The 26,969-nt window shown below is 69.1% G+C and carries 28 protein-coding genes; 22 read left to right on the top strand and 6 right to left on the bottom strand.

Going from position 1 to position 26,969, the window contains the following annotated elements:
• Nucleotides 1–92: 92 nt before the first annotated feature.
• A complete protein-coding gene (locus DJ74_RS05890; RefSeq protein WP_094525373.1) occupies nucleotides 93–1,124 on the bottom strand; it encodes a phosphate uptake regulator PhoU in 1,032 nt (343 codons plus the stop codon).
• 158 nt (nucleotides 1,125–1,282) lie between these two features.
• Between DJ74_RS05890 and DJ74_RS05885 the strand changes: the two genes are divergently transcribed.
• Nucleotides 1,283–1,642, top strand: coding sequence for a response regulator (locus tag DJ74_RS05885; RefSeq protein ID WP_094525374.1), 360 nt, complete (start codon nucleotides 1,283–1,285; stop codon nucleotides 1,640–1,642).
• Nucleotides 1,643–1,690: 48 nt separating this feature from the next.
• Here the strand turns inward: DJ74_RS05885 and DJ74_RS05880 are convergent, their stop codons facing one another.
• Nucleotides 1,691–2,071, bottom strand: a complete 381-nt coding sequence (locus tag DJ74_RS05880) for a hypothetical protein (RefSeq protein WP_094525375.1) — start codon at nucleotides 2,069–2,071, stop codon at nucleotides 1,691–1,693.
• A 143-nt stretch (nucleotides 2,072–2,214) separates the two neighbouring features.
• Between DJ74_RS05880 and aglJ the strand changes: the two genes are divergently transcribed.
• The 4 genes from aglJ to DJ74_RS05860 all read left to right on the top strand — a co-directional run bounded on the left by aglJ (nucleotide 2,215) and on the right by DJ74_RS05860 (nucleotide 6,496).
• Entirely contained in the window at nucleotides 2,215–3,279 is a 1,065-nt protein-coding gene (gene aglJ / locus DJ74_RS05875) for an S-layer glycoprotein N-glycosyltransferase AglJ (RefSeq protein ID WP_094526650.1), read from the top strand.
• Between the two features lie 59 nt (nucleotides 3,280–3,338).
• On the top strand, nucleotides 3,339–4,463 hold the full coding sequence (locus tag DJ74_RS05870) for an AI-2E family transporter (RefSeq protein ID WP_094525377.1): 1,125 nt from the start codon (nucleotides 3,339–3,341) through the stop codon (nucleotides 4,461–4,463).
• Nucleotides 4,464–4,544: 81 nt separating this feature from the next.
• On the top strand, nucleotides 4,545–5,690 hold the full coding sequence (locus tag DJ74_RS05865; RefSeq protein ID WP_094525378.1) for a cell division protein FtsZ: 1,146 nt from the start codon (nucleotides 4,545–4,547) through the stop codon (nucleotides 5,688–5,690).
• A gap of 71 nt (nucleotides 5,691–5,761) precedes the next feature.
• Entirely contained in the window at nucleotides 5,762–6,496 is a 735-nt protein-coding gene (locus DJ74_RS05860; protein WP_094526649.1) for a hypothetical protein, read from the top strand.
• 112 nt (nucleotides 6,497–6,608) lie between these two features.
• Here the strand turns inward: DJ74_RS05860 and DJ74_RS05855 are convergent, their stop codons facing one another.
• Nucleotides 6,609–6,824 carry a hypothetical protein gene (locus DJ74_RS05855; protein WP_094525380.1) on the bottom strand — a complete coding sequence of 72 codons (216 nt, stop codon included), beginning with the start codon at nucleotides 6,822–6,824 and terminating at the stop codon, nucleotides 6,609–6,611.
• Between the two features lie 132 nt (nucleotides 6,825–6,956).
• On the opposite strand from DJ74_RS05855, the gene DJ74_RS05850 reads away from it, so the two are divergent.
• The 14 genes from DJ74_RS05850 (at nucleotide 6,957) to DJ74_RS05785 (ending at nucleotide 19,889) form a co-directional block, all read left to right on the top strand.
• The gene (locus DJ74_RS05850) at nucleotides 6,957–8,117 is read left to right on the top strand and encodes a 5-(carboxyamino)imidazole ribonucleotide synthase (protein ID WP_094526648.1); all 1,161 of its coding nucleotides are present in this window, start codon (nucleotides 6,957–6,959) and stop codon (nucleotides 8,115–8,117) included.
• 102 nt (nucleotides 8,118–8,219) lie between these two features.
• Nucleotides 8,220–8,837, top strand: a complete 618-nt coding sequence (gene purE / locus DJ74_RS05845; RefSeq protein ID WP_094526647.1) for a 5-(carboxyamino)imidazole ribonucleotide mutase — start codon at nucleotides 8,220–8,222, stop codon at nucleotides 8,835–8,837.
• Between the two features lie 200 nt (nucleotides 8,838–9,037).
• Nucleotides 9,038–9,454, top strand: coding sequence for an NADH-quinone oxidoreductase subunit A (locus DJ74_RS05840; protein ID WP_092562085.1), 417 nt, complete (start codon nucleotides 9,038–9,040; stop codon nucleotides 9,452–9,454).
• Nucleotides 9,454–10,152 carry an NADH-quinone oxidoreductase subunit B gene (locus tag DJ74_RS05835; protein WP_094525383.1) on the top strand — a complete coding sequence of 233 codons (699 nt, stop codon included), beginning with the start codon at nucleotides 9,454–9,456 and terminating at the stop codon, nucleotides 10,150–10,152. Before DJ74_RS05840 ends, DJ74_RS05835 begins: the two co-directional genes overlap by 1 nt.
• Nucleotides 10,149–11,813 carry an NADH-quinone oxidoreductase subunit D gene (locus DJ74_RS05830; protein WP_094526646.1) on the top strand — a complete coding sequence of 555 codons (1,665 nt, stop codon included), beginning with the start codon at nucleotides 10,149–10,151 and terminating at the stop codon, nucleotides 11,811–11,813. The genes DJ74_RS05835 and DJ74_RS05830 overlap by 4 nt, the downstream gene beginning before the upstream one ends.
• Nucleotides 11,813–12,886, top strand: a complete 1,074-nt coding sequence (locus tag DJ74_RS05825; protein WP_094525385.1) for an NADH-quinone oxidoreductase subunit H — start codon at nucleotides 11,813–11,815, stop codon at nucleotides 12,884–12,886. The genes DJ74_RS05830 and DJ74_RS05825 overlap by 1 nt, the downstream gene beginning before the upstream one ends.
• Before the next feature lies 1 nt (nucleotide 12,887).
• A complete protein-coding gene (locus DJ74_RS05820) occupies nucleotides 12,888–13,349 on the top strand; it encodes an NADH-quinone oxidoreductase subunit I (protein ID WP_006113010.1) in 462 nt (153 codons plus the stop codon).
• A 49-nt stretch (nucleotides 13,350–13,398) separates the two neighbouring features.
• A complete protein-coding gene (locus DJ74_RS05815) occupies nucleotides 13,399–13,665 on the top strand; it encodes an NADH-quinone oxidoreductase subunit J (protein ID WP_094525386.1) in 267 nt (88 codons plus the stop codon).
• Nucleotides 13,662–14,021 (top strand): hypothetical protein, encoded by a 360-nt coding sequence (locus tag DJ74_RS05810; protein WP_094525387.1) that lies wholly within the window; start codon nucleotides 13,662–13,664, stop codon nucleotides 14,019–14,021. Before DJ74_RS05815 ends, DJ74_RS05810 begins: the two co-directional genes overlap by 4 nt.
• Nucleotides 14,021–14,341, top strand: a complete 321-nt coding sequence (gene nuoK, locus DJ74_RS05805) for an NADH-quinone oxidoreductase subunit NuoK (RefSeq protein ID WP_008004452.1) — start codon at nucleotides 14,021–14,023, stop codon at nucleotides 14,339–14,341. Before DJ74_RS05810 ends, nuoK begins: the two co-directional genes overlap by 1 nt.
• Before the next feature lies 1 nt (nucleotide 14,342).
• Entirely contained in the window at nucleotides 14,343–16,385 is a 2,043-nt protein-coding gene (nuoL, locus tag DJ74_RS05800; protein ID WP_094525388.1) for an NADH-quinone oxidoreductase subunit L, read from the top strand.
• Entirely contained in the window at nucleotides 16,382–17,914 is a 1,533-nt protein-coding gene (locus tag DJ74_RS05795; protein WP_176451312.1) for a NuoM family protein, read from the top strand. The genes nuoL and DJ74_RS05795 overlap by 4 nt, the downstream gene beginning before the upstream one ends.
• Nucleotides 17,907–19,439 carry an NADH-quinone oxidoreductase subunit N gene (locus DJ74_RS05790; RefSeq protein ID WP_094526645.1) on the top strand — a complete coding sequence of 511 codons (1,533 nt, stop codon included), beginning with the start codon at nucleotides 17,907–17,909 and terminating at the stop codon, nucleotides 19,437–19,439. Before DJ74_RS05795 ends, DJ74_RS05790 begins: the two co-directional genes overlap by 8 nt.
• A gap of 93 nt (nucleotides 19,440–19,532) precedes the next feature.
• Entirely contained in the window at nucleotides 19,533–19,889 is a 357-nt protein-coding gene (locus DJ74_RS05785) for a hypothetical protein (RefSeq protein ID WP_094525390.1), read from the top strand.
• A 1-nt stretch (nucleotide 19,890) separates the two neighbouring features.
• On the opposite strand, the gene DJ74_RS05780 is transcribed toward DJ74_RS05785, so the two are convergent.
• The 3 genes from DJ74_RS05780 to DJ74_RS05770 all read right to left on the bottom strand — a co-directional run bounded on the left by DJ74_RS05780 (nucleotide 19,891) and on the right by DJ74_RS05770 (nucleotide 22,409).
• Nucleotides 19,891–20,121: an H/ACA ribonucleoprotein complex subunit GAR1 gene (locus tag DJ74_RS05780; RefSeq protein ID WP_094526644.1), complete on the bottom strand. Its 231-nt coding sequence runs from the start codon at nucleotides 20,119–20,121 to the stop codon at nucleotides 19,891–19,893.
• Nucleotides 20,122–20,123: 2 nt separating this feature from the next.
• The gene (srp19, locus tag DJ74_RS05775) at nucleotides 20,124–20,402 is read right to left on the bottom strand and encodes a signal recognition particle subunit SRP19 (protein WP_094525392.1); all 279 of its coding nucleotides are present in this window, start codon (nucleotides 20,400–20,402) and stop codon (nucleotides 20,124–20,126) included.
• A gap of 108 nt (nucleotides 20,403–20,510) precedes the next feature.
• Nucleotides 20,511–22,409 (bottom strand): ATP-binding protein, encoded by a 1,899-nt coding sequence (locus tag DJ74_RS05770; protein WP_094526643.1) that lies wholly within the window; start codon nucleotides 22,407–22,409, stop codon nucleotides 20,511–20,513.
• Between the two features lie 138 nt (nucleotides 22,410–22,547).
• Here DJ74_RS05770 and alaS point away from each other — a divergent pair, with 138 nt between their 5' ends.
• The 3 genes from alaS to DJ74_RS05755 all read left to right on the top strand — a co-directional run bounded on the left by alaS (nucleotide 22,548) and on the right by DJ74_RS05755 (nucleotide 26,963).
• On the top strand, nucleotides 22,548–25,328 hold the full coding sequence (alaS, locus tag DJ74_RS05765) for an alanine--tRNA ligase (RefSeq protein WP_094526642.1): 2,781 nt from the start codon (nucleotides 22,548–22,550) through the stop codon (nucleotides 25,326–25,328).
• A gap of 17 nt (nucleotides 25,329–25,345) precedes the next feature.
• Complete coding sequence (locus DJ74_RS05760) at nucleotides 25,346–26,152, top strand: alpha/beta fold hydrolase (protein ID WP_094526641.1); 807 nt, start codon at nucleotides 25,346–25,348, stop codon at nucleotides 26,150–26,152.
• Between the two features lie 94 nt (nucleotides 26,153–26,246).
• Entirely contained in the window at nucleotides 26,247–26,963 is a 717-nt protein-coding gene (locus DJ74_RS05755; protein ID WP_094525396.1) for a type 1 glutamine amidotransferase, read from the top strand.
• Nucleotides 26,964–26,969 lie beyond the last annotated feature (6 nt).

Raw genomic sequence — 26,969 nt, 5'->3', positions numbered from 1 at the left:
ACGAAGGGCGCGACGCCGGGCCACGTCGCGGGCGCGGCACTGGGCCACGCCGCGGGCCGACGGGGGTCGAAACCGGCGACTCGGACGACGCCTCAGATGATCTCGACGTGTTCCGACTCCTCGTTGAGCGCGAGGTTCGCGGCGATCTCCGCGTTTCGCATCGCGTACTCGGCGGTGTGCTGGAGGCTGACGAGCACTTCGCGGGTCATCAGCAGCGTGTCGTTGTCGAGGTCGCTCGGGAGCTCGCCGAGGATCTCCTGCTCGCGGTCCTCCAGCCGAGCGAACATGTCGCGGCACTCGACGGTGAGGTCGTAGTCGCGCTCGACGACGGCCCTGACCGCGAGCGCCGTCAGGTCGTCCACTTGATCGGTGAACTCGCGGATCTGCCGCATCGTGGCGCTGTCGACGTCGAGCGTGTGACCCTCGGCCTCCATCACGATGTCGGCGATGTCCTCCGCGTTGTCGGCGGTGAGCTCCAGGTTCTTCGCCACGGAGCGGTAGCCGATGAGGGGGAACCCCTCCTCCAATCCGACCGCGCGGGCGAGGTTCGGGTTCTGGTACGCCGTGAAGATGAGCCGGAGCAGCAGGACGAAGATCTTGTTCGCCTGCCGCTCGCGGTTGAGCGCGCGCTGCGCGAGGTCGGGGTTGCCGTGGGCGAGCGCCTTCACGGCCTCGCCGCGCATCGTCGACCCGGTGTTCTCCAGCCGTTCGAGCAGGTTGTCGAGGGTGAAGTCCTCGGGGTCGACCGAACAGCGGATGGAGATGTCCTCCGGCGTCTCCTCGATGACGCCGAGCCCCATCAGCTGGGTCTCGGCCTTGTAGACGGCGTTGATGTGTTCGCTGTCGAGGGTGCCCTCGCTCCGGACGTGGATCACGCGTCGCCCGAGCACGTACTGCGCGACGATGGCCCGCTCCAGCGACCGCGCGTCGAGCCCGTCGGCGTTGATGACGGCCTCCGACTCCTCCGAGCTCACCGACTCCGGGAGAACGGTGAGCGTTCCCTTTCCGCCCATCCGGAGCGACACCTCGTCGCCCTTGTTGACGCCGTGTTCCTGTGCCCACTCGGCGGGGAGGGTCATCGCCAGCGTCGACGGACCCAGCCGTTGGACCTTCCGCGTTTCCATGCGGTAAAGTACCGCGGGATACACCTTAACGTTGTTCCTATGTTCATTATACGCTTCGACGAATATACAAGGTGTTGTTGCGCGGAGCGGACGCACCGTCCGAGGTCGGGCGCCGGGCGATCCGCGCGCTTATGCCGTTCAATTGCCGATTACTCGCCATGACCGAGCGGGTACTCGTCGTCGACGACTCCTCGTTCCAGCGGACCGTGGTCCGGGACGCGCTGGAGGGGTCGTTCGACGTCGTCGGCGAGGCGGAGAACGGCGCTGAGGCCGTGGAGCTGTTCGAGGCGCACGAGCCCGACGCCGTGTCGATGGACGTCGTCATGCCGGAGATGACCGGGATCGAGGCGACGCGGGCGATCAAGGACCGCTGGCCGGACGCCGTGGTCGTGATGTGCACGAGCGTCGACCAGCAGGAGAAGATGATGGAGGCGGTGAAGGCCGGCGCCGACGGCTACGTCACCAAGCCGGTCGATCCCGATGAGCTGGTCCCGGAGCTGAAGAGCCACCTCGGCTGAGCGACCGGGATCCGGGTCGGTCCGTTTCCCCGGACCGAGTCGCCACCGTCACGCCGGGCCGAACGATCGGAGGATCGCCGAGAGCGCGCTGGCGAGCTCCTCGAACCGGTCCATCTGCATCGAATCCGTCGTCACCCAGACGCCGTGTTCCCCGGCGATAACCCTCGTGAGATACCCGTTTTCGAACACGCGAACGGTGAACTGGTAGTCGCCGAGCTGCGTGTTGGCGTACAGCGACTGCGAGTGGAACCCCTGGCGTTCGTTCTCCGCGAACCCGACGAGGTCCGCGGTGCGGCTCAGGTCGCTGCGGAGGTACAGCTGGGTGACCTCGTCCGCGGTGAAGTAGGTGAGGCTCCGGAGTTCGTCGCCGATCGCCGTCCGCGCCGCGCTGAGCAGTTCGTCGACGTGGGGATCGGGTGGATGCGACATGCTCACACGATCTGTCGTCGGACACATGAGCGTATGGGTGGCCGCAGGACCGTCGGCGCGGCTCGACGATCGGAGCGTTCAGCTCCCGGGGATCGTCGCGTCGGAAGGGCAGAGTTTAGGGACTCGCCCGCCGTCGACCCGACATGAGCGACTACGACGACGTCTGCGTCCTGCTGCCCACGATGGACGAGGTCGAGACGGTCGCGCGCGTCGTCGAGGCCTTCCGCGACGCCGGGATCGGGAACGTCCTCGTCGTCGACGGCGGCTCCACCGACGGGACGCGGGGGGCCGCCGAGGAGGCCGGCGCGCGCGTCGTCGAACAGTCGGGCCGCGGGAAGGGGCAGGCCGTCCGCGAGGCGGTGCGCGACCACGTCGACGCGCCGTACGTCGTGATGGCCGACGCCGACGCGACGTACGACGCCGACGACGTCGACGCGATGCTCGACCCGCTGTTGGCCGGCGAGGTCGACCACGTCATCGGGAACCGGTTCGCCGACATGCGACCGGGGGCGATGACCCGCTTGAACCGGATCGGAAACCGGATCATCAACCTCGCGTTCCGCGCGATCCACGGCGAGGGATACCGGGACATCCTCTCCGGCTACCGGGCGTTCACCAGGGAGTCGTTCCTCCGGCTCCACCTCACCGCCGACGGGTTCGGGATCGAGACCGAAATGGCGGTCGAGTGCGTGAAGAACCAGGTGCCGGTCGCGGTCGTCCCGATCACCTACCGCGAACGCCCCGGGGGATCCGCGACCAACCTCCACCCGATCCGCGACGGCGGCGTGATATTCCTCGAACTGTACCGCAAGGCGAAGACGAACAACCCCCTGTTCTACTTCGGGAGCGTCGGCGCGGTCTCGACGGCCGCGGGGGCGCTCATGACCGCGTACGTCCTCTACGAGTGGCTCGCGTTCCGCGTGAGCCACGAGGTGATCGCCATCGGCGCCGTCGGCGCGACGGTCCTCGGTATCCAGCTGCTGATCTTCGGCGTGTTGGCTGATATGATCCTGTCGCTGCACCGCGAACAGGCGGCGCGGTTCGAGCAGGCGATGGAAGACCGTGGGATCGACCCGCGGAGCGACGGGGACGCCGGCGGTCGGTCGGTCGACGAGGATGTCGGCGGTCGGTCGACCGAGGGGGACGCCGGCGGCCGGTCGGTCGACGGAGACGCCGGCGGTCGGTCGGTCGACCTCGACGACGACTGACGGTCGACGGTCCGGTTCGAAGGCGTATATTTTATGTCGGCACACCGAGACGAGCGGCCATGGACCAGAAGCGGTTCGTCATCGCCCTCTTCGGTATCGCGGTCGCGCTCGTCGTGGGGTTCATCGGGTACCGGTTCGTCGCTCCGCTCACGGTCGCCGTGTTCCTGTACTACTCGACGCGGCGGCTCTTCCACAGGCTCGAACAGTTCCACCTCCCCGCGCGCGTCCGGGCCGCCGTCTCCCTGTCGCTCATCGGGGTTCCGCTGATCGGGCTCATCGGCTACACCGTGCTCTTGGTGCTGATCGAGGCGCGCCGGTTCATCGGGCGTTACCCGGTCGCCGAGACGGTCGGCGCGGAGAACTCCTGGGTCGGGGACCTGGCGGAGCTCTCGAACCCGACTCTCGACGGGATGGTCGCCGCGTACCGCTCCGGTCAGCTCGATCCGCTGATCGAGTTCGTCTCCGAGCAGGCGCCGCTGCTGGCGAGCACGCTCGGGGGGCTCGCGCTCAACCTCCTCATCGTCGTCGTCGTCACGTACTACCTCCTGCTCGACGGGTCGAAGTTCCACGAGTGGCTGCTCACGTTCGACGACGACGCGGTCGTCCGAGAGTACCTCGAGACGGCCGACGCCGAGCTGGAGGCGGTGCTGTACGGGAACCTGCTCAACGTCATCGCGATCTCGATCATCGCCGTCGTGACCTACACCGCCTACAACGTGGTCGCGCCGCCGCCGGTCGAGGTACCGTATCCGGCGCTCGCGGGCGCGCTCACCGGGATCGCGAGCCTGATCCCCGTGATCGGGATGAAGATCGTGTACGTCCCGCTGGCGGCGGTGACCTCGGTACCGACGCTCCTGGGCGGCGACGACCTCGCGCTGCTCGCCTACGTGGCCGTCTTCCTCGCCGTCGCGGCGGTCATCGTCGACACGATCCCCGACGTCGTGCTCCGGCCGTACTTCAGCGGGAAGACGACCCACGTCGGACTGCTCATGCTCGCGTACATCTTCGGTCCCGTCGTCTTCGGCTTCCACGGGCTGTTCCTCGCGCCGATCGTGCTGGTGCTGGCGCTCACCTTCGCGGACACGGCGCTGATCCGGTTGCTCGGCGGCAGCCCGGACGAGACCGACACCGACGGGCGCCCGGCGGCGGTCCCCCGCGGACAGCGGCGACTGGACGAGTTCTGACCGCCCGCACCGCGGCCGCGCGGGCTTCCGCTCGCCGCCGAGCCGAAGAGATAAGCCCCCGCTCGCCGACCGGAGTGACGTATGCGTCTTCACGTCATCGGTCTCGGCGGCGCCGGTGGCCGGATCGCCGACCGGCTCGCGGCCGATCACGGCGACGACCGGTTCCTGCACGGGTGTAACGCGTTCGACACGGACGCGGCGGCGCTCGACGCCCTGCGCTCGCTCGACGAGTCGCGGCGCTACCGCTTCGGCGACGCGGCCGACGGGAGCGGGCTCGACGGCGACCTCCACGCCGGCAGGCGGCTCGGTGACGCCCACGCGAGCGAGCTCGGCCGCGTCATGGACGACGAGAACCCCTCGGCCGCGGAGGCGTTCGTGATCGTCGTCGGCCTCGGCGGCGGCGCGGGGGCCGGGGCGGCGCCGGCGCTCGCCGAGGAGCTGTCGCGCCTCTACGACGTCTCGGTGTACGCCGTCGGGGCGCTCCCGACGCCGGCGGAGTCGGCGGCGAGCGAGGTCGATCCCGTCCGCGGGAGCGCGACCGAACCCGCGGAGCGCGAGCCGCGTCGCCCCCTCGCGGAGAAGAACGCGGCCCGGACGCTCGACGCGCTCTCTGACCGCTGTGCGGCCGTTTTTCCCTTCGACAACGACGCGTGGCTCCGCCCCGGCGAGACGCTCGTCGACGCCCGGGACCGGCTGAACGGCGTCGTCGCCGACCGGATCGCGGCGCTGTTCGGTGCCGGCGAGTCGAGCGACCGGGAGTCGACCCCGCAGCAGGTGCTCGACGCGAGCGACGTCGCCCGCGCGGTCGGCGACGACGGGGAGATCGCCGCGGTCGGCCACGCCACGCAGGCGGTCGAACCGCCTGAGTCGGGGTCGCGGTTCGGCCTCGGGCTGTTCGGCTCGGACGAACCCGCCGAGGTCGACACCGGCGAAGCGGTGTCGGCCATCGAGACCACGATCCGGAAGGCGGCCCGCGGCAAGTCGACGGTCGAGGTCCCCGACGGCCGCGCGGACCGGACGCTCCTCGTCGTCGGCGGCCCGCCGGCGTGGCTCAACCGACAGGCGATCGCCGACGGTCGGCGGTGGCTCGCCGAGGAGACCGGCTCGGACGCGATACTGAGCGGCGACGCGCCGGAGCCGGACGGCGAGGGGGTGTTCGCCGTGGTGTTGCGCTCGGGGATCGACGAGCCGGCGCGGGTCCGAGAGATCCGGGAATCGATCGCGTGACCGGCGGCCGCGGGTCGGCTCTCCCTCCCCCGACCCGAACCGATTAACCCCTTGTGGCGCCCAGACCGATCGTGACCACGCACGCCGACCTCGGGCTCGACCTCGACGTGAGCGACACGGACGCGGTCGCCGACCGGCGCGACGAGATCGTCGCCGCGGTCCGCGATCACGCCGGAACGATCGCCTACCAGCTCGCCAAGCTCCAGGGGGGCGACTACGGTCGACGGGAGCTGTCGACGCCGGGCGGGACGTGGACCGTCAAGCACGAGGCCGGGGAGCTGGAGTTCCTGCTGTTCTCGCCGAAGTCGGGCTCGGACGTGTACGTCATCTCGACGAAACAGCCGCCGGACCCGACCGACCTCGCGGCCGCCCTCGACGACTACGCGAACCTCGTCGCCGCGTGGAACGAGTACGTCGCGTCGCTGTCGGGCGTCCTCGACGGGGTGAGCGCCGAGTTCCCGGAGCCCGCCTCGACGGACGGAGTCGTCGCCGAGCGCGACCGCGTGCTGGGCGCGATCCGTCAGACCTGCACCCTCATCGCCGGCGAGATCCACCGCTACGAGGGCGACGATTACGGGACGTACACCGCCCGCGTCGACGGCGACCGCTGGGAGCTGAAGTGGGACGAAGGGACCGTCTCGTACCTCCGCGTCGGGGGTTCCGGCGGGCTCTACCTCCTCTCGCAGTATGAGGCGCCCTCCGCGGCCGACGTCCGCGAGTACGCCGACTCGTTCCGCGGATTCGTCGAGGCGTACAACGAGTTCGTAGACGACTTGGAGAGCGACCTGGCGACTGCCGAACTCTGAGGGCGTCGCCGACGTGTCGGACGGGTGCGGCCACCGGACTCCGACCGCGTTCGCTCGGCGCTCCGGTCACTGGTCTCTCGCTCCGCAGGGCCTCATGTTCCGCTGAAAGGTCTCACGATCCGCTGAAGGCGCCGAACGTGTACTCCAGACCGAACATGACGAGCGCCATCGTGAGGGCCCGAACGAGGAGGACGTCCCCGCTCAACGCGCGTCCGACGGCGAGCACGCCGACGCCAGCCGACGCTCCCAACAGGGCCGCGTACCGCCCTCGGGAGAGGCCGCGCGCCCACTCGTCGACCCGCTCGTAGAGTCCCCGTATCGCGGTCACACCTGCGAGGAGCAATCCCGAACGGAAAACGGTTGCGTGGGCCCAGCCTCGCTCGAAAGTGCCCATATTCGTGCGTATTTCTCGCTCCGATGTGGGAATATTTATGCAGTAACGTCGGGTACGCGGCCGTATATGTCGATCACTCTGCCGGGACCGACGCTCGGCGTCGTCGGCGGCGGACAGCTCGGTCGGATGATGGGCGAGGCGGTCGCACGGCTCGGCGTCGAGGTCGTCGTGCTCGACCCGACGCCGGAGTGCCCGGCCGCTCCCGTCGTCAGCGACCAGATCGTCGGCGACTTCGACGACCCCGACGCGGTCCACGAACTCGCGAGCCGGGTCGACGCGCTCACCTTCGAGATCGAACTCGCCGATCCGGACCTGCTGGCCGAGGCGAGCGCGGAGCACGACGTGCCCGTCCAGCCCGACCCCGCCACCCTCCGGACGATCCAGGACAAGCTGGTCCAGAAGGAGGCGCTCGCGGACGCCGGCATCCCCGTCCCGGAGTTCGTCGCGGTCGCGACCGGGGAGGGGCTCGAACGCGTCGTCGAGGAGTTCGACGGCGTCATGCTGAAGGCCCGCGAGGGCGGCTACGACGGCCGGGGGAACGTCCCCGTCGAGGACCCCGCGGACGCGGCCGACGCGCTCGACGAGGTCGGCGGGGACGCGATGGCGGAAGAGCTCCTCGACTTCGAGCGCGAGATCGCCGTGATGGGGCTGAAAGGCGCCGACGGGGAGACGCGTACCTACCCCGTGACGGAGACCATCCACCGGGAGGAGATCCTCCGCGAGAGCGTCGCGCCCGCCCGCGCCGACGACGCTGTCGTCGCCGAGGCCGAGTCGGTCGCCGGCGACGTGCTGGAGTTCCTCGACGGACGCGGCGTCTACGGGATCGAGCTGTTCGAGACCCGCGAGGGCGACGTGCTCGTCAACGAGATCGCGCCGCGCCCCCACAACTCCGGCCACTGGACCATCGAGGGCGCGCGGACCTCGCAGTTCGAGAACCACGTCCGGGCCGTCCTCGGATGGCCGCTCGGTCCGACCGACCTCGCCGCGCCCGCGGTCACGGCGAACGCCCTCGGTGACGTCGAGGAGACGGGACCGGCGACCCTCCGCGGCGCCGAATCGGTCCTCGCGGCGCCCGACGCCGACCTCCACTGGTACGGGAAGGAGGACGTCCGCCCGCTCCGGAAGATGGGACACCTGACGGTGACCGGAGACGGCGAAAGCGACCGCGACGCCCTCCTCTCGCGGGCGAGAGAACTCCGCGACGCGACGACGTTCCGGGGCGACTAGTCCTCCGGGCGTCTGATCCCCCGGGGCGACTGACGCCTCGCAGCACCCGGCGGCTGCGCCGCATCCGAGGGTTCCTTGTAGCCCTCCGCCGAACCCTCGTCCATGCCAACGGTGCAGGACCTTATCCGGCGGCTCGAAGCGGAAGCGGAGTCCGACGCCGATCCCGAAACGACTCCCGACGTGGGGATCATCATGGGCTCGGACTCGGACCTCCCGACGATGGAAGGCGCGTTCGACGCGCTCGAGGAGCTCGGCTTCGCGGAGCAGACCGACTTCGACGAGGCGCCGGACGCCCGGTTCACCTACGAGAGCTACGTCGTCTCCGCCCATCGAACCCCCGAGTTGATGTACGCCTACGGGGAGACCGCCGGAGACCGCGGCCTCGACGTGGTGATCGCCGGGGCGGGCGGGAAGTCCGCTGACCTCCCGAACATGACCGCGTCGCTCGCGTACCCGATCCCGGTCATCGGGGTGCCGGTACAGGAGAAGTCGGTGGACTCCGTGATCGGGATGCCCACCGGGGCGCCGATCGTCGCCGTCGACGCCGGGAAGTCGTTCAACGCCGGTCTGTCGGCCGCACAGGTGCTCGCACGCGAGCACGACGCCATCGAAGAGCGGCTGATCGCGTACCACGAGGACCTCAAAGGCGGCGTCGCCGACGTCTCGGCCGACCTCCACGACCTCGGTATCGACGGGTTCCGCGCGCGAGACGAGGAGTAGCCTCGGACGGGTCTGCTGGAGTAGCCCCCGACGGATCGTCTCGGACGCGTCCGGACGACCGGGTCGACCGCGGAACCGAGCACGGACGGATCGGGTGTTGAGCGGTCTCGCGGTCGTCTGCGGCCTCCTTGCGGCGATGCCCTGAAGACTCAACGCTTATGAGGGGGCGGTCCAAACCTCAGCACGTTACGGAGACCTATATGAGCGATTGGATAGCGATCGGCGCCTTGGCGGCCGTCGGCCTGCTCATCCCGATAGGGATGATGACAGTGTCGGCGTTGCTCCGTCCGAGCGTGCCTGAGACCGGTAAAAGCACCACCTACGAGTCCGGCGAGACCCCGACTGGCGGGACGAAGATCCGGTTCAACATCCAGTACTACATGGTCGCGCTGTTGTTCGTCGTGTTCGACATCGAGACCGTGTTACTGTTCCCGTGGGCCGTCATCTACCGCCCGGCCATCCAGGCCGGCGTGCCGATGACTGCTCTGCTGTGGCCGATGTTGGCGTTCGTCGGGATCCTCGCGATCGGGCTCGTCTGGGCGTGGCGGTCGGGGGCGATCAGCTGGGCTCGGAGTCCCCGCGCGACCAGCAGAAAAACGGAGCGTGACCTCAACTAATGAGCAGCGATCAACCATTCATCACCGACGAATCGCAAGTCGTAACGGAGACCCGAGACGCCCGGATGACCGGGCAGGGAGACCGGTTTAACTCCCGCCTCCGTGAGGCGTTCGGCTCCTCGCCGTTCATCCTCACCAAGTTCGACAAGTTCCTGAACTGGTGTCGCGGCTCCTCCATGTTCATGCTGCAGTTCGGCATCGCCTGCTGCAGCATCGAGATGATGCACACCTACGCCGTGAAACACGACCTCGACCGGTTCGGGAGCGGGGTCCCCCGCGCGTCGCCGCGACAGGCGGACGTGATGATCGTCCCCGGGACGATCGTCTCGAAGTTCGCGCCGCGGATGAAGCGCGTCTACGACCAGATGCCCGAGCCGAAGTTCGTCGTCGGCATGGGCTCGTGTACCATCTCCGGCGGCCCGTTCCAGGAGGGGTACAACGTGATCAAGGGCGCCGAGGAGGTCATCCCGATCGACATCCACGTCCCCGGCTGCCCGCCCCGTCCCGAGGCGCTCGTCTACGGCGTCGTGAAGCTGCAGGAGCGCGTCGCCAACGGCGAGGCCGCGCCCGTGACGGTCAAGCCGTACGAACTGGAGGAGTTCTCCGACCTCGAACGGGACGAGCTCGTCGACAAGCTCGCCGACCAGATCGACGAGGACGAACTCGTCATGCGGTACAACTTCGCTGATTCGCCATGAGCCTCGAACGACCGGACACCACCGACGACGCGGCGCTCGAGCGCACTCCGGACGAACTGGAGGCGCTCCTCGGCGACCTCGTCGTCAAACGCGACGACCACCTGAACGCCCCCGGCTTCGTCATCCGACCGGACACCGTTCAGGAGACGCTCTCGACCCTGAAAGAACAGGCGGGCTACGATCACCTCTCGGTGGTCTCCGCGCAGGAGTACGAGAACCGCTACGAGTCGATCTACCACCTGAAGAAGTTCGACGACCCGACCCAGGAGGTCAGCGTCGTCGTCCCGGCCGACAAGGACGACCCGGTCTCTGAGTCGGCCGAGCCCGTCTTCCGCACCGCCGACTGGCACGAGCGGGAGGCGTACGACCTGATCGGCGTCGAGTACGACGACCACCCTGACCTGCGCCGGATCCTCCTGCCCGAGACGTGGCAGGGACACCCCCTGTCGATGGACTACGACAAGGACCGGCCGCAGATCGCCACGCTGCCGGAGCACGCGAACCCGCTGCAGGAGCACCACAAGGACTCCGAGTCCGACACGATGTTCCTGAACATCGGGCCGCACCACCCGGCGACGCACGGCGTCCTCCACCTGAAGACGACGCTCGACGGCGAACAGGTCGTCGACGTCGAGCCCGACATCGGCTACCTCCACCGCTGTGAGGAGCAGATGGCACAAGCCGGCACGTACCGCCACCAGATCATGCCGTACCCCGACCGCTGGGACTACATCTCGGCGGGGCTGCTCAACGAGTGGGCGTACGCCCGCGCGGCCGAGGACCTCGCCGAGATCGAGGTGCCGGAGTACGCGCAGGTCATCCGGACGATGGGCGCCGAGATGTGCCGGATCGCCGCGCACATGCTCGCGCTCGCCACGTTCGCGCTCGACGTGAACGGCGACTTCACCGCGACGTTCATGTACGCGATCAACGACCGCGAGCGCGTGCAGGACCTGCTGGAGGACCTGACGGGCCAGCGGCTGATGTTCAACTACTTCCGGCTCGGCGGCGTCGTCTGGGACCTCCCGGAGCCGCGCGAGGAGTTCTTCTCGAAGACTCGGGACTTCCTCGATCAACTGCCGGAGTCCGTCGAGGAGTACCACAACCTCGTCACCTCCAACGAGATCTTCCAGATGCGGACGATCGACACCGGGATCCTCCCGCCGGAGGTCGCGAAGAACTACGGTGCGACCGGTCCCGTCGCCCGCGGATCGGGAGTCGACTACGACCTGCGCCGCGACGACCCGTACGGCTACTACGACGAACTCGACTGGGACGTCGTCACGGAGGACGGCTGCGACAACTTCAGCCGCCTGCTCGTCCGGATGCGCGAGGTCGAGGAGTCCGCGAAGATCATCGAGCAGTGCGTCGACCTGCTCGAGGACTGGCCCGAGGAGGAGCGCAACATCCAGGCGAACGTCCCCCGCACGCTGCGGCCGGACGACGACGCCGAGATCTACCGGGCGGTCGAGGCCGCGAAGGGCGAGCTCGGCATCTACATCCGCTCTGACGGCACCGACAAGCCGGCCCGGTTCAAGATCCGGTCGCCGTGCTTCTCGAACCTCCAGACGCTGCCGGAGATGGCCAACGGCGAGTACATCCCCGACGTCATCGCGGCGCTCGGGAGCCTCGACATCGTGCTCGGGGAGGTGGACCGCTGATGGGGACGGCACCCGCACAGCTGTTCCCCGAGTTCCTCGCCGAGACGTTCGGGTTGCCGGGCGTGCTCGGCGAGGTCGTCGCGGCGCTGATCGCGGCGGCCGTCGTCGGGAACATCGTCCTCGCGTTTACCGGCGTCGCCGGCCCGTGGGCGAAACGGAAGATCACGGCGGCGTTCACCGACCGCATCGCGGTCAACCGGGTCGGGCCGTTCGGCCTCCTGATCATCCCGGCGTCCGCGGTCCAGCTGCTGGCGAAGGAGCTCATCGTTCCCGAGGGCGTCGACCGTCCCTCCTGGGACATCGCTCCGGTCATCCTGCCCGCGTCGGCACTGCTCGGCTTCTCGGTGATCCCGATGGGTCGTCTCGGCCCGATCAACTTCCACCTCGCCGACCCCGAAGTCGGCTTCGCGCTGGTGTTCGCGTTCGCCTCCATCGCCTCGATATCCCTGGTTATGGCGGGCTACGCGTCGAACAACAAGTATTCGCTGCTCGGCGGGCTCCGCGCGGTGGCGCAGAACCTCGCGTACGAGATCCCGCTCATCGTCACGGCGATGTCCGTCGTGCTGTTCGCGGGCACGCTCCAGATGAGCGGTATCGTCGGCGCGCAGACGACGACGCTGGTGACGATCGCCGGGATCGACATCCCGGCGTGGTACGCCTTCGTGAACCCGTTCGCGTTCGTGCTGTTCCTCACCGCGAACATGGCCGAGATCGGCCGGAACCCGTTCGACATCCCGGAGGCGCCGACGGAGATCGTCGCCGGCTACCAGACGGAGTACTCCTCCGCGTACTTCGTCCTCTTCTACCTCGGCGAGTTCGTGCACATCTTCCTCGGCGGCGCGATCCTCGCCGTGACGTTCCTCGGCGGCGCCTCCGGGCCGGGCCCGGAGAGCATCGGCTTCATCTGGTTCGTGGTGAAGATCTGGGGCTTCTTCCTGTTCACGCAGTGGGCCCGCTCCGCGCTGCCGCGCGTCCGTATCGACCAGCTGATCGAGATCGGCTGGAAGGGAATGCTGGTGCTGTCGTTCGCGAACCTGGTGCTCACGGCCGTAATCGTGGGGGTGATCGCGTAATATGATCGGACTCATGAAATCCATGGCGACGACGATGAAACACGCGCTGGACGGGACGACGTTCACGGTGGAATACCCGGAGGACGCGCCCGAGGTGAGCCCGCGATTCCGCGGGGTCCACAAGTTCAGCCAGGAGCGGTGCATCTGGTGCCGCCAGTGCGAGAACGTCTGCCCGAACGACACGATTCAGATCGTGCAGGACGACCAGCGTAACGGGGAGCAGTACAACCTCCACATCGGGCAGTGCATCTACTGCCGGCTCTGCGAGGAGGTCTGCCCCGTCGACGCGATCCTGCTGACGCAGAACTTCGAGTTCACCGCGGACACGAAGGACGACTTCGTGTTCAACAAAGAACAGCTCAAGAACGTCCCGTGGTACAAGGGAATCGACCCGCTGGAGTCCCGGAACCCCGATCGCGGCGCGTGGATCGGGGAGGGCGACGGCGAGGTCGACTACCAGTAGCGGGCGCGTCTCGAAATCTTCAAAGGGGTTCTCATAGGAGACAAACACAATGGTTTATCCTACCATCGCGTTCGGGCTGTTCGCCGCGGTCACGCTGGCGTTCGGCCTCGGGGTCGTCCTAGCGCGCGACGTGTTCCACGCCGCGCTGCTGCTGGGCGGTGCCCTGACGAGCGTCGCGGTCCACTACGTGATGCTGCAGGCGGAGTTCATCGCCGCCATGCAGATCCTCGTCTACGTGGGCGGGGTCCTGATCTTAGTCACGTTCGGCGTGATGCTCACGCGATCGGAGACGGAAACGGAGGTGAATAGCGCATGAGCGACGACGACTCGGGCCGCGGGGGACGCCTCGTCCCCGCCGCGGTGGTCGGGCTCCTCTTCGTCACGATGGCCCTGACGGCGCTCTCGGCGGACTTCACCGCAGGGGGTGCCGGCTTCCCGGCCGACGCGTCCGTCGTCCACAACATCGGGTACGCCCTGTTCAACCTCGGCGAGTACGACATCGCGACGATCCCCTCCGAGGGGTTCCTCGCCGCGTTCCTGATCGCCGCGGTCGCCCTCGACGTCGCCGTCGACGGCGCGGTGTACCTGGCGAAACGTGAGGAGGGCGGCTCGATCATCGCCGCCGTGGGACAGGCGTTTACCGACGGCGGCCGCGACGGAGGTGAGCGCTGATGACCGCCGTCGCCTCCTCGATTCCGCCGGAGTGGTACCTGCTGCTCGCGGCCGCCGTCTTCTGTATCGGCCTGTTCGGCGTGCTCACGCGGCGCGACGCGCTGTACTTCCTGATGAGCGTCGAGCTCATGATGAACGCGGCGAACATCAATTTCGTCGCGTTCGCGCTGTACTACGGCGACCTCACGGGACAGGTGTTCGCGCTGTTCGTCATCGCGCTCGCCGCCGCGGAGGTCGCGATCGGTATCGGCATCATCCTCGTGCTATACCGCAACTTCGGGGTCACTGACGTGACCGTCCCAACGGAGATGAGGTGGTAACATGATAGACGTGTTCTCATACGTTCCGGCGATCGTACTCCTCCCGTTCTTCTCGTTCCTGATCGCGCTCGGTGCCGGCAAATACCTCCCCAAGGGGGGCGCGTTCGGCGGCATCGCGGCGACGGCGGGCTCGTTCCTGCTCTCGCTGTGGGTGCTCGCGACGGTCGCGGGGGGCGAGGCGGCGAATCGAACCATCTACACGTGGGCGAGCGCCGGCGGGATCGGCCCGACGGACGTCGAGCTTTCCTTCGGCATCCTCGTTGACCCGCTGTCGGCGCTCATGCTCGTCATCGTGACGCTCGTCGCGCTGCTCGTGCACGTGTTCTCGCTCGGGTACATGAACGACGAGGGCGAGACGGGGCTCCCCCGATACTACGCCGGTCTCGGCCTGTTCACGGCGTCGATGCTCGGCTTCGTCGTCGCCGACAACCTGCTGATGGCGTTCATGTTCTTCGAGCTGGTCGGGCTCTGCTCGTACCTGCTCATCGGGTTCCACTTCCGGCAGCCCGGCCCGCCGTCGGCGGCGAAGAAGGCGTTCCTCGTCACCCGCTTCGGGGACTACTTCTTCCTCGTCGGCGTCGTCGCCGTGATCGGAACGTTCGGTACGGCGCAGTTCGCCGGGCCGGAGTCGTTCCCGCACCTCGCCGAGGCGGCGCTCGCCGGCGAGGGCTCGGTCGCGTGGACTCCCGGCGGACTCGACCTGCAGACGTGGCTCACCGCCGTCGGCCTGCTCGTCCTGGGCGGCGTCGTCGGGAAGTCGGCGCAGTTCCCGCTGCACACGTGGCTCCCCGACGCGATGGAGGGCCCGACGCCCGTCTCCGCGCTGATCCACGCCGCGACGATGGTCGCGGCCGGCGTCTACCTCGTCGCGCGGATGTACGGCTTCTACGCGCTGACGCCGACGACGCTCGCGGTCATCGCCTTCATCGGCGGCTTCACCGCGCTGTTCGCGGCGACGATGGGCGTCGTCAAAGACGAGCTGAAGCAGGTCCTCGCGTACTCCACCATCTCGCAGTACGGCTACATGATGCTCGCGCTCGGCGCGGGCGGCTACGTGGCCGCGGTCTTCCACCTGACCACCCACGCGTTCTTCAAGGCCCTGCTGTTCCTCGGCGCGGGCGCGGTGATCATCGCGATGCACCACAACGAAGACATGTGGGACATGGGAGGGCTGAAGGACAAGATGCCCGTCACCTACTACACCTTCCTGGCCGGGTCGCTGGCGCTCGCGGGCATCTTCCCGTTCGCCGGCTTCTGGTCGAAAGACGAGATCCTCTACGAGGCGCTCGTCCACGCGCCGGGCGAGCCGCTGCTGTTCGGCGGCTACCTGATGGGGCTGCTCGCGGTCCCCGTCACCGCCTTCTACACGTTCCGGATGGTCTTCCTGACCTTCCACGGCGAGCCCCGCACCGACACCGCGCGCGACCCCGAACCCGTCCGATGGAACGTGAAGGGGCCGCTGACGGTCCTCGGCTCGCTCGCGGTCGTCACCGGCCTCATTAACATGGTGCCGGTCCAGAAGGTCCTCGGACTGGAGGGGATCGACCTGCTCCACCGCTGGCTCGACAACGACTGGGGCGGAATTGAGGGGCTCTCCTCGCACCACTACGGCGACATCGGACCGTACAGTAGCGAGTACATCGTCGGCGGCGAGGTCGCCACGGTGCTCGTCGGTGCGGCCGTCTCGCTCGGACTGGCGCTGACCGGTCTGCTGGTTGCGTGGCGGCTCTACAACGTTCCGTCGCCGACGGAGCACACGGCGAAACTCGGCGGGATCAAAGACGTGCTGTACAACAACTACTACCTCGACGAACTGCAGGTATGGCTCGCGTATCGCACCGAGGACGTCGCCGGCGGCGCCGACACCTTCGACCAAGGTATCGTCGACGGCGTCGTCAACGGCGTCTCCTCGGTGAGTCTCATCGGCGGTGACCGGATCCGGCAGGTGCAGAACGGCGTCGTCTCGCAGTACGCCGCGCTGCTCACGCTGGGGCTGGTCGCGCTGATTCTCGTGCTCGGCGTCACCGGGGGGTGGTTCCTGTGATACTCGAAGCGCTCATCGCGGTCGTCTTCGTGAGCGCGCTCGTCGTCCTCCTCTCGCCGAACGAGTGGGCGGGCCGGCTCGCGTTCGCGCTGAGCCTGATCCCGTTCGCGGGATCGCTGTACCTCTGGTCCGGATTCAACGGCTCCGGAAACGCTCTCACGGGCGGCGACATCGCCTACCAGACCCAGATCGAGTGGCTCGAAGTCGGCGGCCGCTCGGTCTCGTGGTTCGTCGGGCTGGACGGCATCAGCCTCCCGCTCGTCGTGTTGACGACGTTCCTCGTCCCGCTGGCGATAGTCAGCGCGTGGACGCCGATCGACTCGCGCCAGAGCCAGTTCTACGGGCTCATGCTGTTCATGGAGGCGAACCTCCTCGGCGTCTTCACGGCGCTGGACTTCTTCCTCTGGTTCGTCTTCTGGGAGGCCGTCCTCGTCCCGATGTACTTCCTCATCGGCGTCTGGGGCGGCCCGCGCCGGAAGTACGCCGCGATCAAGTTCTTCGTCTACACGAACGCGGCGTCGCTGCTGATGTTCATCGGGTTCATGTCGCTGACGTTCGCGCTCGGCGACTCCGTGACCTCGTTCGCGCTCCCGGAGATCACCCAAGCAATCGCGGACGGCGGACTCGGAACCTGGTTCGGCATCTCGCCGGACCGGATCGCGATGGTCGCGTTCCTCGCGATGTTCGCCGGCTTCGCGGTGAAGGTCCCGATCGTTCCGGTACACACGTGGCTGCCGGACGCCCACGTCGAGGCGCCGACCCCTGTGTCGGTGCTCCTGGCGGGCGTCCTCCTGAAGATGGGGACGTACGCGCTGCTCCGGTTCAACTTCACGATGCTCCCGGAGCAGGCGTCCGCGCTCGCGGTCCCGATCGCCGCGATCGCCGTCATCAGCGTCATCTACGGTGCGATGCTGGCGCTCGCGCAGAAGGACCTCAAGCGCATCGTCGCCTACTCCTCCGTCTCGTCGATGGGGTACGTCATCCTCGGGCTTGTCGTGTTCACCGAGTACGGCGTCGGCGGCGCGACGTTCCAGATGGTCGCGCACGGCCTCATCTCGGGGCTGATGTTCATGGCGGTCGGCGTCGTCTACAACGCGACCCACACGCGGATGGTCGGCGACATGGCGGGGATGGCCGACCGGATGCCGGTCACGGTCGGCATCCTCGTCGCCGGCGCGTTCGGCTACATGGGACTGCCTCTGATGGCCGGCTTCGCCGGTGAGTTCTTCATCTTCGTGGGGTCGTTCTCCGCGCCGGCGCTCCCGTACGCGCCGCTGTTCACGGCGCTCGCGATGTTCGGCATCGTCATCGTCGCCGGCTACCTGTTGTCGGCGATGCAGAGCACGCTATTCGGGCCGTTCGAGCTCTCAACCGACTACGAGGTCGGTCCTGCGCCGTTCCACGACGTCGCCCCGCTTGCGGTCCTGCTGGTGGCGATCATCGTGCTGGGCGTCGCTCCCGACATCTTCTTCGAGATGATCCGTGACGCCGCCGTTCCCGTGGTCGAGGGGGTGAGCATCGATGGTTAACTCGCTCCCGCAGGTGACGGCGTTGCTGCCGGTGCTGCTGCTCGGGTTCACCGGACTCGCGCTGCTGCTCGTCGACACGCTCCGTCCCGACACGCGGTCGAACACTTCGATGGCGGTCGTGAGCGCGCTCGGCGCGCTGGCATCGCTGGCCGCGACGGTCTGGTTCGTCGCCTCCGGGACCGGGAGCGGCGACACCGGCGGCGCGATCCTGCTGTTCGCCGACGCGGTCAAGGTGGACACGCTTGGGCTGTTCTTTACGGCCATCTTCGCGTCCGTGACGTCGCTCGTCGTCGTCGCGGCCCACGACTACTTCCACGACCACCCGAACCCGGCGACGTTCTACTCGCTGACGCTGTTCGCGGCGACGGGCATGTCGCTACTCGCGGTCGCGAACTCGCTCGCGGTCGTGTTCGTCGCCTTGGAGATGGTGTCGCTGCCGTCGTACGTGCTCGTCGCGTTCCTGAAGCAGAACCGCGGGAGCGTCGAGGCGGGGCTGAAGTACTTCCTCGTCGGAGCGCTCTCCTCGGCGATCTTCCTGTTCGGCATCTCGCTGGTGTACGCGGCGACGGGGTCGCTGATGCTCGGCGAGGTCGCCGGCGTCCTCGGCGATATCGCCTCCGACGCCGACGGGATCGGCAGCCGAAGCGGGATCGCCGGCCTCGGGATCGTGATGATCCTCGGCGGCGTCGCGTTCAAGACCGCTTCCGTCCCGTTCCACTTCTGGGCGCCGGAAGCGTACGAGGGCGCGCCCGCACCCGTGAGCGCGTTCCTCTCGTCGGCGTCGAAGGCGGCCGGCTTCGTGGTCGCGTTCCGCGTGTTCACCGAGGCGTTCCCGGTCGGCGCGTCGCTGGCGGCCGACATCAACTGGGTGCTCGCCTTCGGGATCCTGGCGGCTGTGACGATGACGCTGGGGAACTTCGCGGCGGCCGTCCAAGAGGAGGTCAAGCGGATGCTCGCGTACTCCTCGATTGGCCACGCCGGCTACGCGCTCATCGGCATCGCGGCGCTCTCCGCGGACGGGAGCGGTAACGGCGCCGTGATGGGCGCGGCGATGGCGCACCTGCTCGTCTACGGCTTCATGAACACCGGTGCGTTCCTCTTCGTCGCGATGGCGGAGCGGTGGGGCGTCGGCCGGACCTTCGAGGACTACGCCGGGCTGGCCAAACGCGCGCCCGTCGCCTCGACGGCGATGGCCGTGTTCATGTTCTCGCTGGCCGGGCTCCCGCCGTTCGCCGGGTTCTTCTCGAAGTACTTCCTGTTCATGGGAGCCATCGACAACGGCTTCCTGTGGCTAGCGGCGATCGGCGCCGTCAACAGCGTGATCTCGCTGTACTACTACAGCCGGGTCGTGAAGGCGCTGTTCATCGACGATCCCGCGTCGCCGACCGCGCTGGACACGATCGACGTGCGGCCGACGGCGCTGTACGCCGCGGTCGTCTTCGCGGCAGTCGCGACGGTGCTGCTGTTACCCGGCTTCGGCCCGGTCATCGAGACCGCCGAGGCCGCCGCGTCGGCGCTGTTCTAGCGGCGTCGCGGTTCGCGCCCGCTTTTCGTTTTTTCCGATCGATCAGCCGTCCGGTAACCGCAGGTATTCCCGCGTCCAGTGTTAATATCCAGTATGAGTAGGAATCGGACGTACCGCTGTCTGAACTGTCTGGATCACACCGTGAGCCGGGAGTTCGACACGTCGCACCTCTCGGTGACGTGTCCGAACTGCGGCTCGTTCGAGCGGTTCGTCAACGACGCGGTGTTTCAGCAGTTCCGCGCGTTCGAGGAGTCGCCGCCCGCGGAGCTCGACTGGGCGCGGCTGGACCGCACGGAGAAGTTGATCGTCTCGGAGCGGCTCGTCCGCTCGACGAAGACGCTGGCCGACTTCGACGTCGTGGAGGGGGAAGCGACGGTCGGCGAGGACGAGGCAGCGGCCGGAGACGGGGAGGCTCTAGCCGAGGACGGGGAGGCAGCGGCCGGAGATTGAGTCAGCGCGCGTACAGCTTCCCGCCGACGAGCGCCGCGAGCCCGTCGCCGTCGTTCGGGGTGACGGCCACGTACGGCCGGTCGACTGGGCCGAAAACGTCGACGACGCGGCCGACCGTCGAGAGCGACTCGTCGACGACGGCCGAGCCGATCCGCGGCGGCTCCTCGCCGCGGTCGCCGCGGGCGATCGCGAGCCCCCCGGCGGTGCGGACCACGGTACCGACTCGCCGCATCGTCACTCGCGGATGACCCCGAGGTAGGCGGCGACCGCCTGCACGAGGTCGTTCTTCGCGGTGTCTTCGGTGCCGCGCACGACGACCGCGCCCCGCGGCTCGAACTCGCGGGAGTACGTCTTGTCGCGCTCGATCACAGCGTCGTAGCCGACTTGCTGGACCGCCTTAGCGATCTCGTCGACGGTGGGCTCGGAGATCGCGAGGTCCGCCGGCACGCGGCGGCCCTCCGAGCGCGACCGCTCGGCGTCGAAGTACGCGGGATAGACGACGTTCTCGACCATACCGGAGAGGCGAGCGCGCGGCCTAAGGTCGTTTCGGACCCGCGCGGCCGCAGACGCCGGGCGACCCGCGTCGCGGCCGCGGTCCCGCACCGGCGTCGTGGCACCCGGTTACGACGTTCTGAACTCGAATCTTGCGCCGCCGGACTCGCCGGTCACCGCGCGCGCCTCCCACCCGTGAGCCTCGGCGATACGTTCGCTGATCGCGAGCCCGAGGCCGGTCCCGTCCTCGTCCGTCGTGAAGCCGGTGTCGAACACGCGCTCCGTCTCCTCGGGGAGTCCGCAGCCGTCGTCCTCGACGAAGAACCCGGTCCCTCCGTCGCCGTCCGATCGGGGCGAGGCCTCGCCCACGCGGACGGTGAGGCCCTCCGCAGCGCACCCGTCGTCGACGGTGGTCGGTCGGCCGCCGGCGGACCCGAGTTCGACGCTCTCGCCGGGCTCCGCCCGGCCGTCAGTCGGGCCGTGCTCGACGCTGTTCCGGAACACGTTCTCGAAGAGCTCGCGCGTTCTGGCGGGGTCAGCGTCGAGGGTCACGTCCCCTTCCACGACCAGCTCGGCCCCGCCGGTGTCGACGCTCGCCCAGGCGTCTCTCGCGAGCGCCGCGATCGAGGCGCGCTCCGTCTCGCCGACCGACCGGCCCTGTCTGGCCAGCGAGAGCAGGTCGTCGACGAGCTCGCCCATCCGCTCCAGCGCCTCGCCCGCCTTGGGGAGGTGAGCCGTGTCGCCGGTGTCGCTCGCGAGCTCGACGTACCCCTGCGCGACGCCGAGCGGGTTCCGGAGGTCGTGCGAGACGATGCTCGCGAACTCGTCGAGCCGATCGTTCTGCTCCCGGAGGGTGGCCTCGCGCTCGCGCCGGTCCGTGACGTCCGTGTAAATCGCGTACCCGGAGGCGTTCTCCGCGTCGAGCCGGATCGGGATGACGTGCAGGATGAAGTGGCGGAGTCCGTCCGCCGTCTTCCGGGTCACCTCTCGCCGGACGTTCTCGCCGCGTTGGAGCCGCTCGTTGAGGTCGATTGCCTCCTCGACCGCGCCGTCCTCAACCGGGACGATGTAGTCGTCGAGGGACTCGCCCCCGACTGCCTCCGCGTCGTAGCCGAACGTCTCCTCGAAGGCGTCGTTGACCCGGTGGACGACCGGTTCGCCGTCGACGTAATCGTACGCGACCGCGGGGTCCGGGACGTTCGAGAACAGCGCGAGCAGGCGGTCGCGCTCGCTCCGGAGCGCCTCGTCGGCCCGGATCCGATCGAGGGTCTCCTCGACGTGAGAAGCGAGCAGTCCGGCGAGGCGTCGATCGGCCTCGCTGAACCCGTCCGGGTCGTCCGTCACCAGTTGGAAGACCGTGTCGTCGCCGACGGGAAGGGTGAGAACCGTGTCGTACGGGCTCTCGGCGTTCGGATTCGGTTCCACGACCGGTTCGCCGGTCACCGCGACGGTCCCGGCGGCTCCGCTCCCGACTCGGACGCGGTTGCAGTCCTCGATCGGAACCTCGGCCGAGGCCGCGATCGGCTCGATCCACTTCCCGTCGCGCACGCCGACGAGGCAGTGGTGCGGCGGGAACACCTCGTCCGCGACGGCGATCGCGGCCCGGTGCGTTTCCTCCACGGACCGGACCGACGCGAGTCGCGTCGCCCCGGCGTTGAGTCGCTCGACCCGCGAGGGCGGTCGGGACGGATCGGACCGGACTGACCCGTCGCGCGCGAGGAGCCACCGGACGGTCGCCGCCACGTCGGCGGTCGTCGTCGACACGGCGTCGACGGTCGGGGCCGTCGCCACGTCACCGGCCGGGTCGTCTACGAGGGCGACGACCGGGAGGGACTCGCGGCCGTCGCGGACGCGAGCGAGCCCGGCGGCGTCGCTGACGACCGCGAGGTCGACGTCGCGCAGGCTCTCCTCGTCGACCTCGTTCGGCTCTGCGGATCGCGCTGTCGCGTCGTCGGGGAGATCGGCTGAGATGTGAGCATCGGTAGCGAGGACCAGTACGACCGGTCTTTCGCTCGGCGCGGCGTTCACTGTGATCCGGTAACGGGTCGACGCGATGATAACTATTCCCTTCGTCGGGGGAGCTCGAGACGCCCCGACTCGCGGGCCGCCGACCCGGCGCGACCCACCCCGGAACCCTTTTGCACGAACACGGGTCACGTTCCTGTAATGAGCGATCTCGAAGCGGAGTACCGTCTCGACTACTTCGAGGAGGAAGGGTTCGTCCGGAAGGAGTGCACCTCCTGCGGCGCGCACTTCTGGACCCGAGACGGCGACCGCGAACTCTGCGGGGAGCCGCCCTGCGAGGACTACAGCTTCATCGACGACCCCGGCTTCCCGGAGCCGCGGTCGCTGTCCGAGATGCGGGAGGCGTTCCTCTCCTTCTTCGAGGAACACGGCCACGAGCGGATCGACCCGTACCCGGTCGCGGCGAACCGCTGGCGCGACGACGTCCTCCTGACGCAGGCGTCGATCTACGACTTCCAGCCGCTCGTCACCTCGGGGCAGACCCCGCCGCCGGCGAACCCCCTCACCATCTCGCAGCCGTGCATCCGGATGCAGGACATCGACAACGTCGGCAAGACCGGCCGGCACACGATGGCGTTCGAGATGATGGCCCACCACGCGTTCAACACGCGCGAGGAGGTCGACGAGGGCGAGTACGCCTACCACGGCGAGGTGTACTGGAAGGACGAGACGGTCGCGTACTGCGACGAGCTGTTCGAGAGCCTCGGCGCCGATCTGGACGAGATCACCTATATCGAGGACCCGTGGGTCGGCGGCGGCAACGCCGGGCCGGCGATCGAGGTCATCTACAAGGGCGCCGAGCTGGCGACGCTCGTCTTCATGTGCATGGAGCGGGACCCGGACGGCGACTACGAAATGAAGGACGGGAACACGTACTCGTTCATGGACACGTACATCGTCGACACCGGGTACGGGCTCGAGCGGTGGACGTGGATGAGCCAGGGGACGGCGACCGTGTACGAGGCCGTCTACCCCGACGCGATCGACTTCCTGAAGGAGAACGCGGGGATCGAGCACACGGAGGAAGAGCAGGCGCTCGTCCACCGCGCCGCGAAGCTCTCCGGTCGGCTCGACATCGACGACGTCGACGACGTGGAAGACGCGCGCGGCGAGATCGCCGACCGGCTCGACGTCGACGTCGACCGGCTCCGCGAGCTCGTCGAGCCCCTCGAATCCATCTACGCGATCGCCGACCACTCGCGGACGCTCGCGTACATGTTCGGCGACGGGATCGTCCCCTCGAACGTCGGCACGGGCTACCTCGCCCGGATGGTGCTCCGGCGGACGAAGCGGCTCGTCGACGAGGTCGACGTCGACGCCCCGCTCGACGAGCTCGTCGACATGCAGGCCGAGCGCCTCGGCTACGAGAACCGCGACACGATCCGCGAGATCGTCCGCACCGAGGAGCGGAAGTACCGCGAGACGCTTGAACGCGGCTCCCGCAAGGTGGAGTCGCTCGCCGACGAGTACGCCGGCACCGGCGAACCGATCCCGACCGAGACGCTCCTCGAGCTGTACGACTCCCACGGGATCCAGCCGGACATGGTCGCCGACATCGCGGCCGAGCGGGGCGCGACGGTCGACGTGCCGGACGACTTCTACGGGCTCGTCGCCGACCGCCACGAGGAGGCGGACGCCGACGAGGCGGAAGACGCGGCCGACGAGCGGCTCGGCGACCTCCCGGAGACGGAGAAGCTGTTCTACGACGACCAGGGCCGAACCGAGTTCGAGGCCGTCGTCCTCGACGTCTTCGAGCGCGAGGACGGCTACGACGTCGTCTTGGACCAGACGATGTTCTACCCCGAGGGCGGCGGCCAGCCCGCCGATCGCGGGCAGCTCACCGCCGGCGAGACGACGGTCGACGTCGTCGACGTGCAGGAGGAAGGTGGCGTCGTGCTCCATCGAACCGACGCCGACCCCGGCAAGGGGGAGTTCGTCAAGGGCCAGGTAGACGGCGACCGCCGCGACCGACTCCGCGCGCACCACACGGCGACGCACCTGATCGGCCACGCCGCCCGCGAGGTGCTCGGCGAACACGTCCGCCAGGCCGGCGCGCAGAAGGGGATCGACTCCTCGCGGCTCGACGTCCGCCACTACGAGCGGATCACCCGCGAGGACGTCAAGCGGATCGAGCGCGTCGCCAACGAGCTCGTCCGCGACGACGTGCCCGTGCGCCAGGAGTGGCCCGACCGTAACGAGGCCGAGGCCGAGCACGGCTTCGACCTCTACCAGGGCGGCGTCCCGCCGGGAACGAACGTTCGGCTGATCCACGTCGGCGACGCCGACGTGCAGGCGTGCGCGGGCACGCACGTCGAGCGGACGGGCGAGATCGGCGCCGTCAAAGTGCTGAAGACGGAACCCGTCCAGGACGGCGTCGAGCGGATCGTATTCGCCGCGGGCGGCGCGGCGATCGAGGCGACCCAGCGCACGGAGGACGCGCTGTACGACGCCGCGAGCGTGCTCGACGTCGACCCGCTCGACATCCCCGAGACGGCCGAGCGGTTCTTCGAGGAGTGGAAGGCGCGCGGCAAGGAGATCGAGTCGCTGAAAGAGGAGCTCGCCGCCGCGCGGGCCTCCGGCGGCGCCGACGCCGAGGAGGTCGACGTGGGCGGTGCCGCGGCCGTGATCCAGCGGCTCGACGGCGACGCCGACGAGCTGCGCGCGACCGCGAACGCGCACGTCGACGACGGGAAGGTCGCGGTCGTCGGGAGCGGGGCGGACGGCTCCGCGAGCTTCGTCGTCGGCGTCCCCGACGGCGTCGACGTCAACGCCGGACAGGTCGTCGCCGACCTCGCCGGCCGCGTGGGCGGCGGCGGCGGCGGACCCCCGGACTTCGCGCAGGGCGGGGGCCCCGACGTCGACGCCCTCGACGACGCGCTCGCGGCGGCGCCGGACGTCCTTCGGAGCCTCCAAGAGGCCTAACCACCCGCGAGTTCACCATGCCACACGCGAACAACGGCGGCGTCTCGGTCCGCTACGAGGTCGACGCGCCGGACGCGGGCGATCCCGACGAGGCGGTCGTGTTCTGCGGCGACGTCGGGCTCGGCGCCTGGCAGTTCGGCTGGCAGCACGCCGCGCTGGCGGGGCCGCACACGGTGATAACGCCCGAGACGCGCGGGGTCGGCCGGTCCGACGCGCCGCCCGGCCCGTACGCGGTCGAAGACCTCGCCGCCGACGTCGACGCGGTATGCGCCGCGGAGGGGATCCGGAACGCCCACCTCGTCGGATACGGCCTCGGCGGGATGGTCGCGCTCACGGCCGCGCTCGCCTCCTCGCGCCCGGCGAGCCTGACGGTCGTCGGCACGCCGCCCGCGGGCGACGCTTACAACCCCGACGGCGTGTGGGCCGATCCCACCGACCCGGCGGCGGTGGAGGGATCCCTCCACGGCCTGCTCTCCGTCGACTTCCGCGAGGCGCACCCCGACGCGCTCCCGCGGATCGCCGAGTGGCGGCTCGCCGAGGACGCCGACCGCGAGACGTTCGAGGCGCACCGCGCGGCCGTCGAATCGTTCGACGTCGCCGACCGGCTCTACGAGGTCACGACGCCGACGCTCGTCGTCCACGGGACCGACGACGCCGTCTGTCCGGTGTCGGCGGCGAAGACGCTCGCGGAGGGGCTCCCCCGCGGCGAGCTCCACGTGGTCGAGGGCGCGCGGCACTTCGTCGGCGTCGAGGCGTCGGCCGCGGTCAACGACGCGCTGGCCGGGTGGCTCGCGGAGCACGGCGCCGACCCGCTCTCCGGGTGACTCGTTCGGTCCCCTCGGATCGACCCCTCCCGGACGCCGGTAGCGCTTCCCGCCGCCGCAACCGTTTTGCGTCCGTCCCGCCTCGGTGCGGGCAATGACACGGCTTCGGTTCGCCCTGCTGAACGCGGCCCACGACGGCGCCGACACCCGGCGGAACTTCCGACGGGAGCTCGACGCCGACCTCGTCGAGTTCGACGCGGTCGACGGACACCTTCCCGACCACACCGACTTCGACGGCGTGGTGGTCACCGGCTCGCGGTCGTCGGTCTACTGGGACGAGGCGTGGATCCCCGCGCTCGTGGACTACGTCGCGGACGCCGCCGAGGCCGGCGTCCCGGTGCTCGGCGTCTGTTACGGTCACCAGGTGCTCGCGGAGGCGCTCGGCGGGCGCGTGGCGGGGATGGACGGCTTCGAGATCGGGTACAACGCCGTGCGTCGGCGCGGCGACGACGAGCTGTTCGACGGGATCGACGAGGAGTTCACGGCGTTCACCACCCACGGCGACGCGGTGATCGACCTCCCGCCGAGCGCGACGCTGCTCGCCGAGAACGACCACGGCGTCCACGCCTTCCGCGACGGCCACTGCTGGGGCGTGCAGTTCCACCCGGAATACGACGTCGACACCGCCCGCGAGGTCACCGAGGGGAAACGCGAGCGGCTCGGCGACGCCCGGGTCGACGCCGTTCTCGACGGCATCACCCCGTCGGCGCACGAGGCCGCCTGCGAGGTGAAGGGCCTGTTCGACAACTTCACCGAGTACGCCCGGCGGCTGCGATCGGAGCGCGAGTCGCGGGCGGCGGCCGACGACTGAGCGGTC

Source organism: Halorubrum sp. Ea8, assembly GCF_002252925.1.
GTDB lineage: Archaea > Halobacteriota > Halobacteria > Halobacteriales > Haloferacaceae > Halorubrum.
This window is presented reverse-complemented; position numbering and strand designations above follow the sequence as displayed.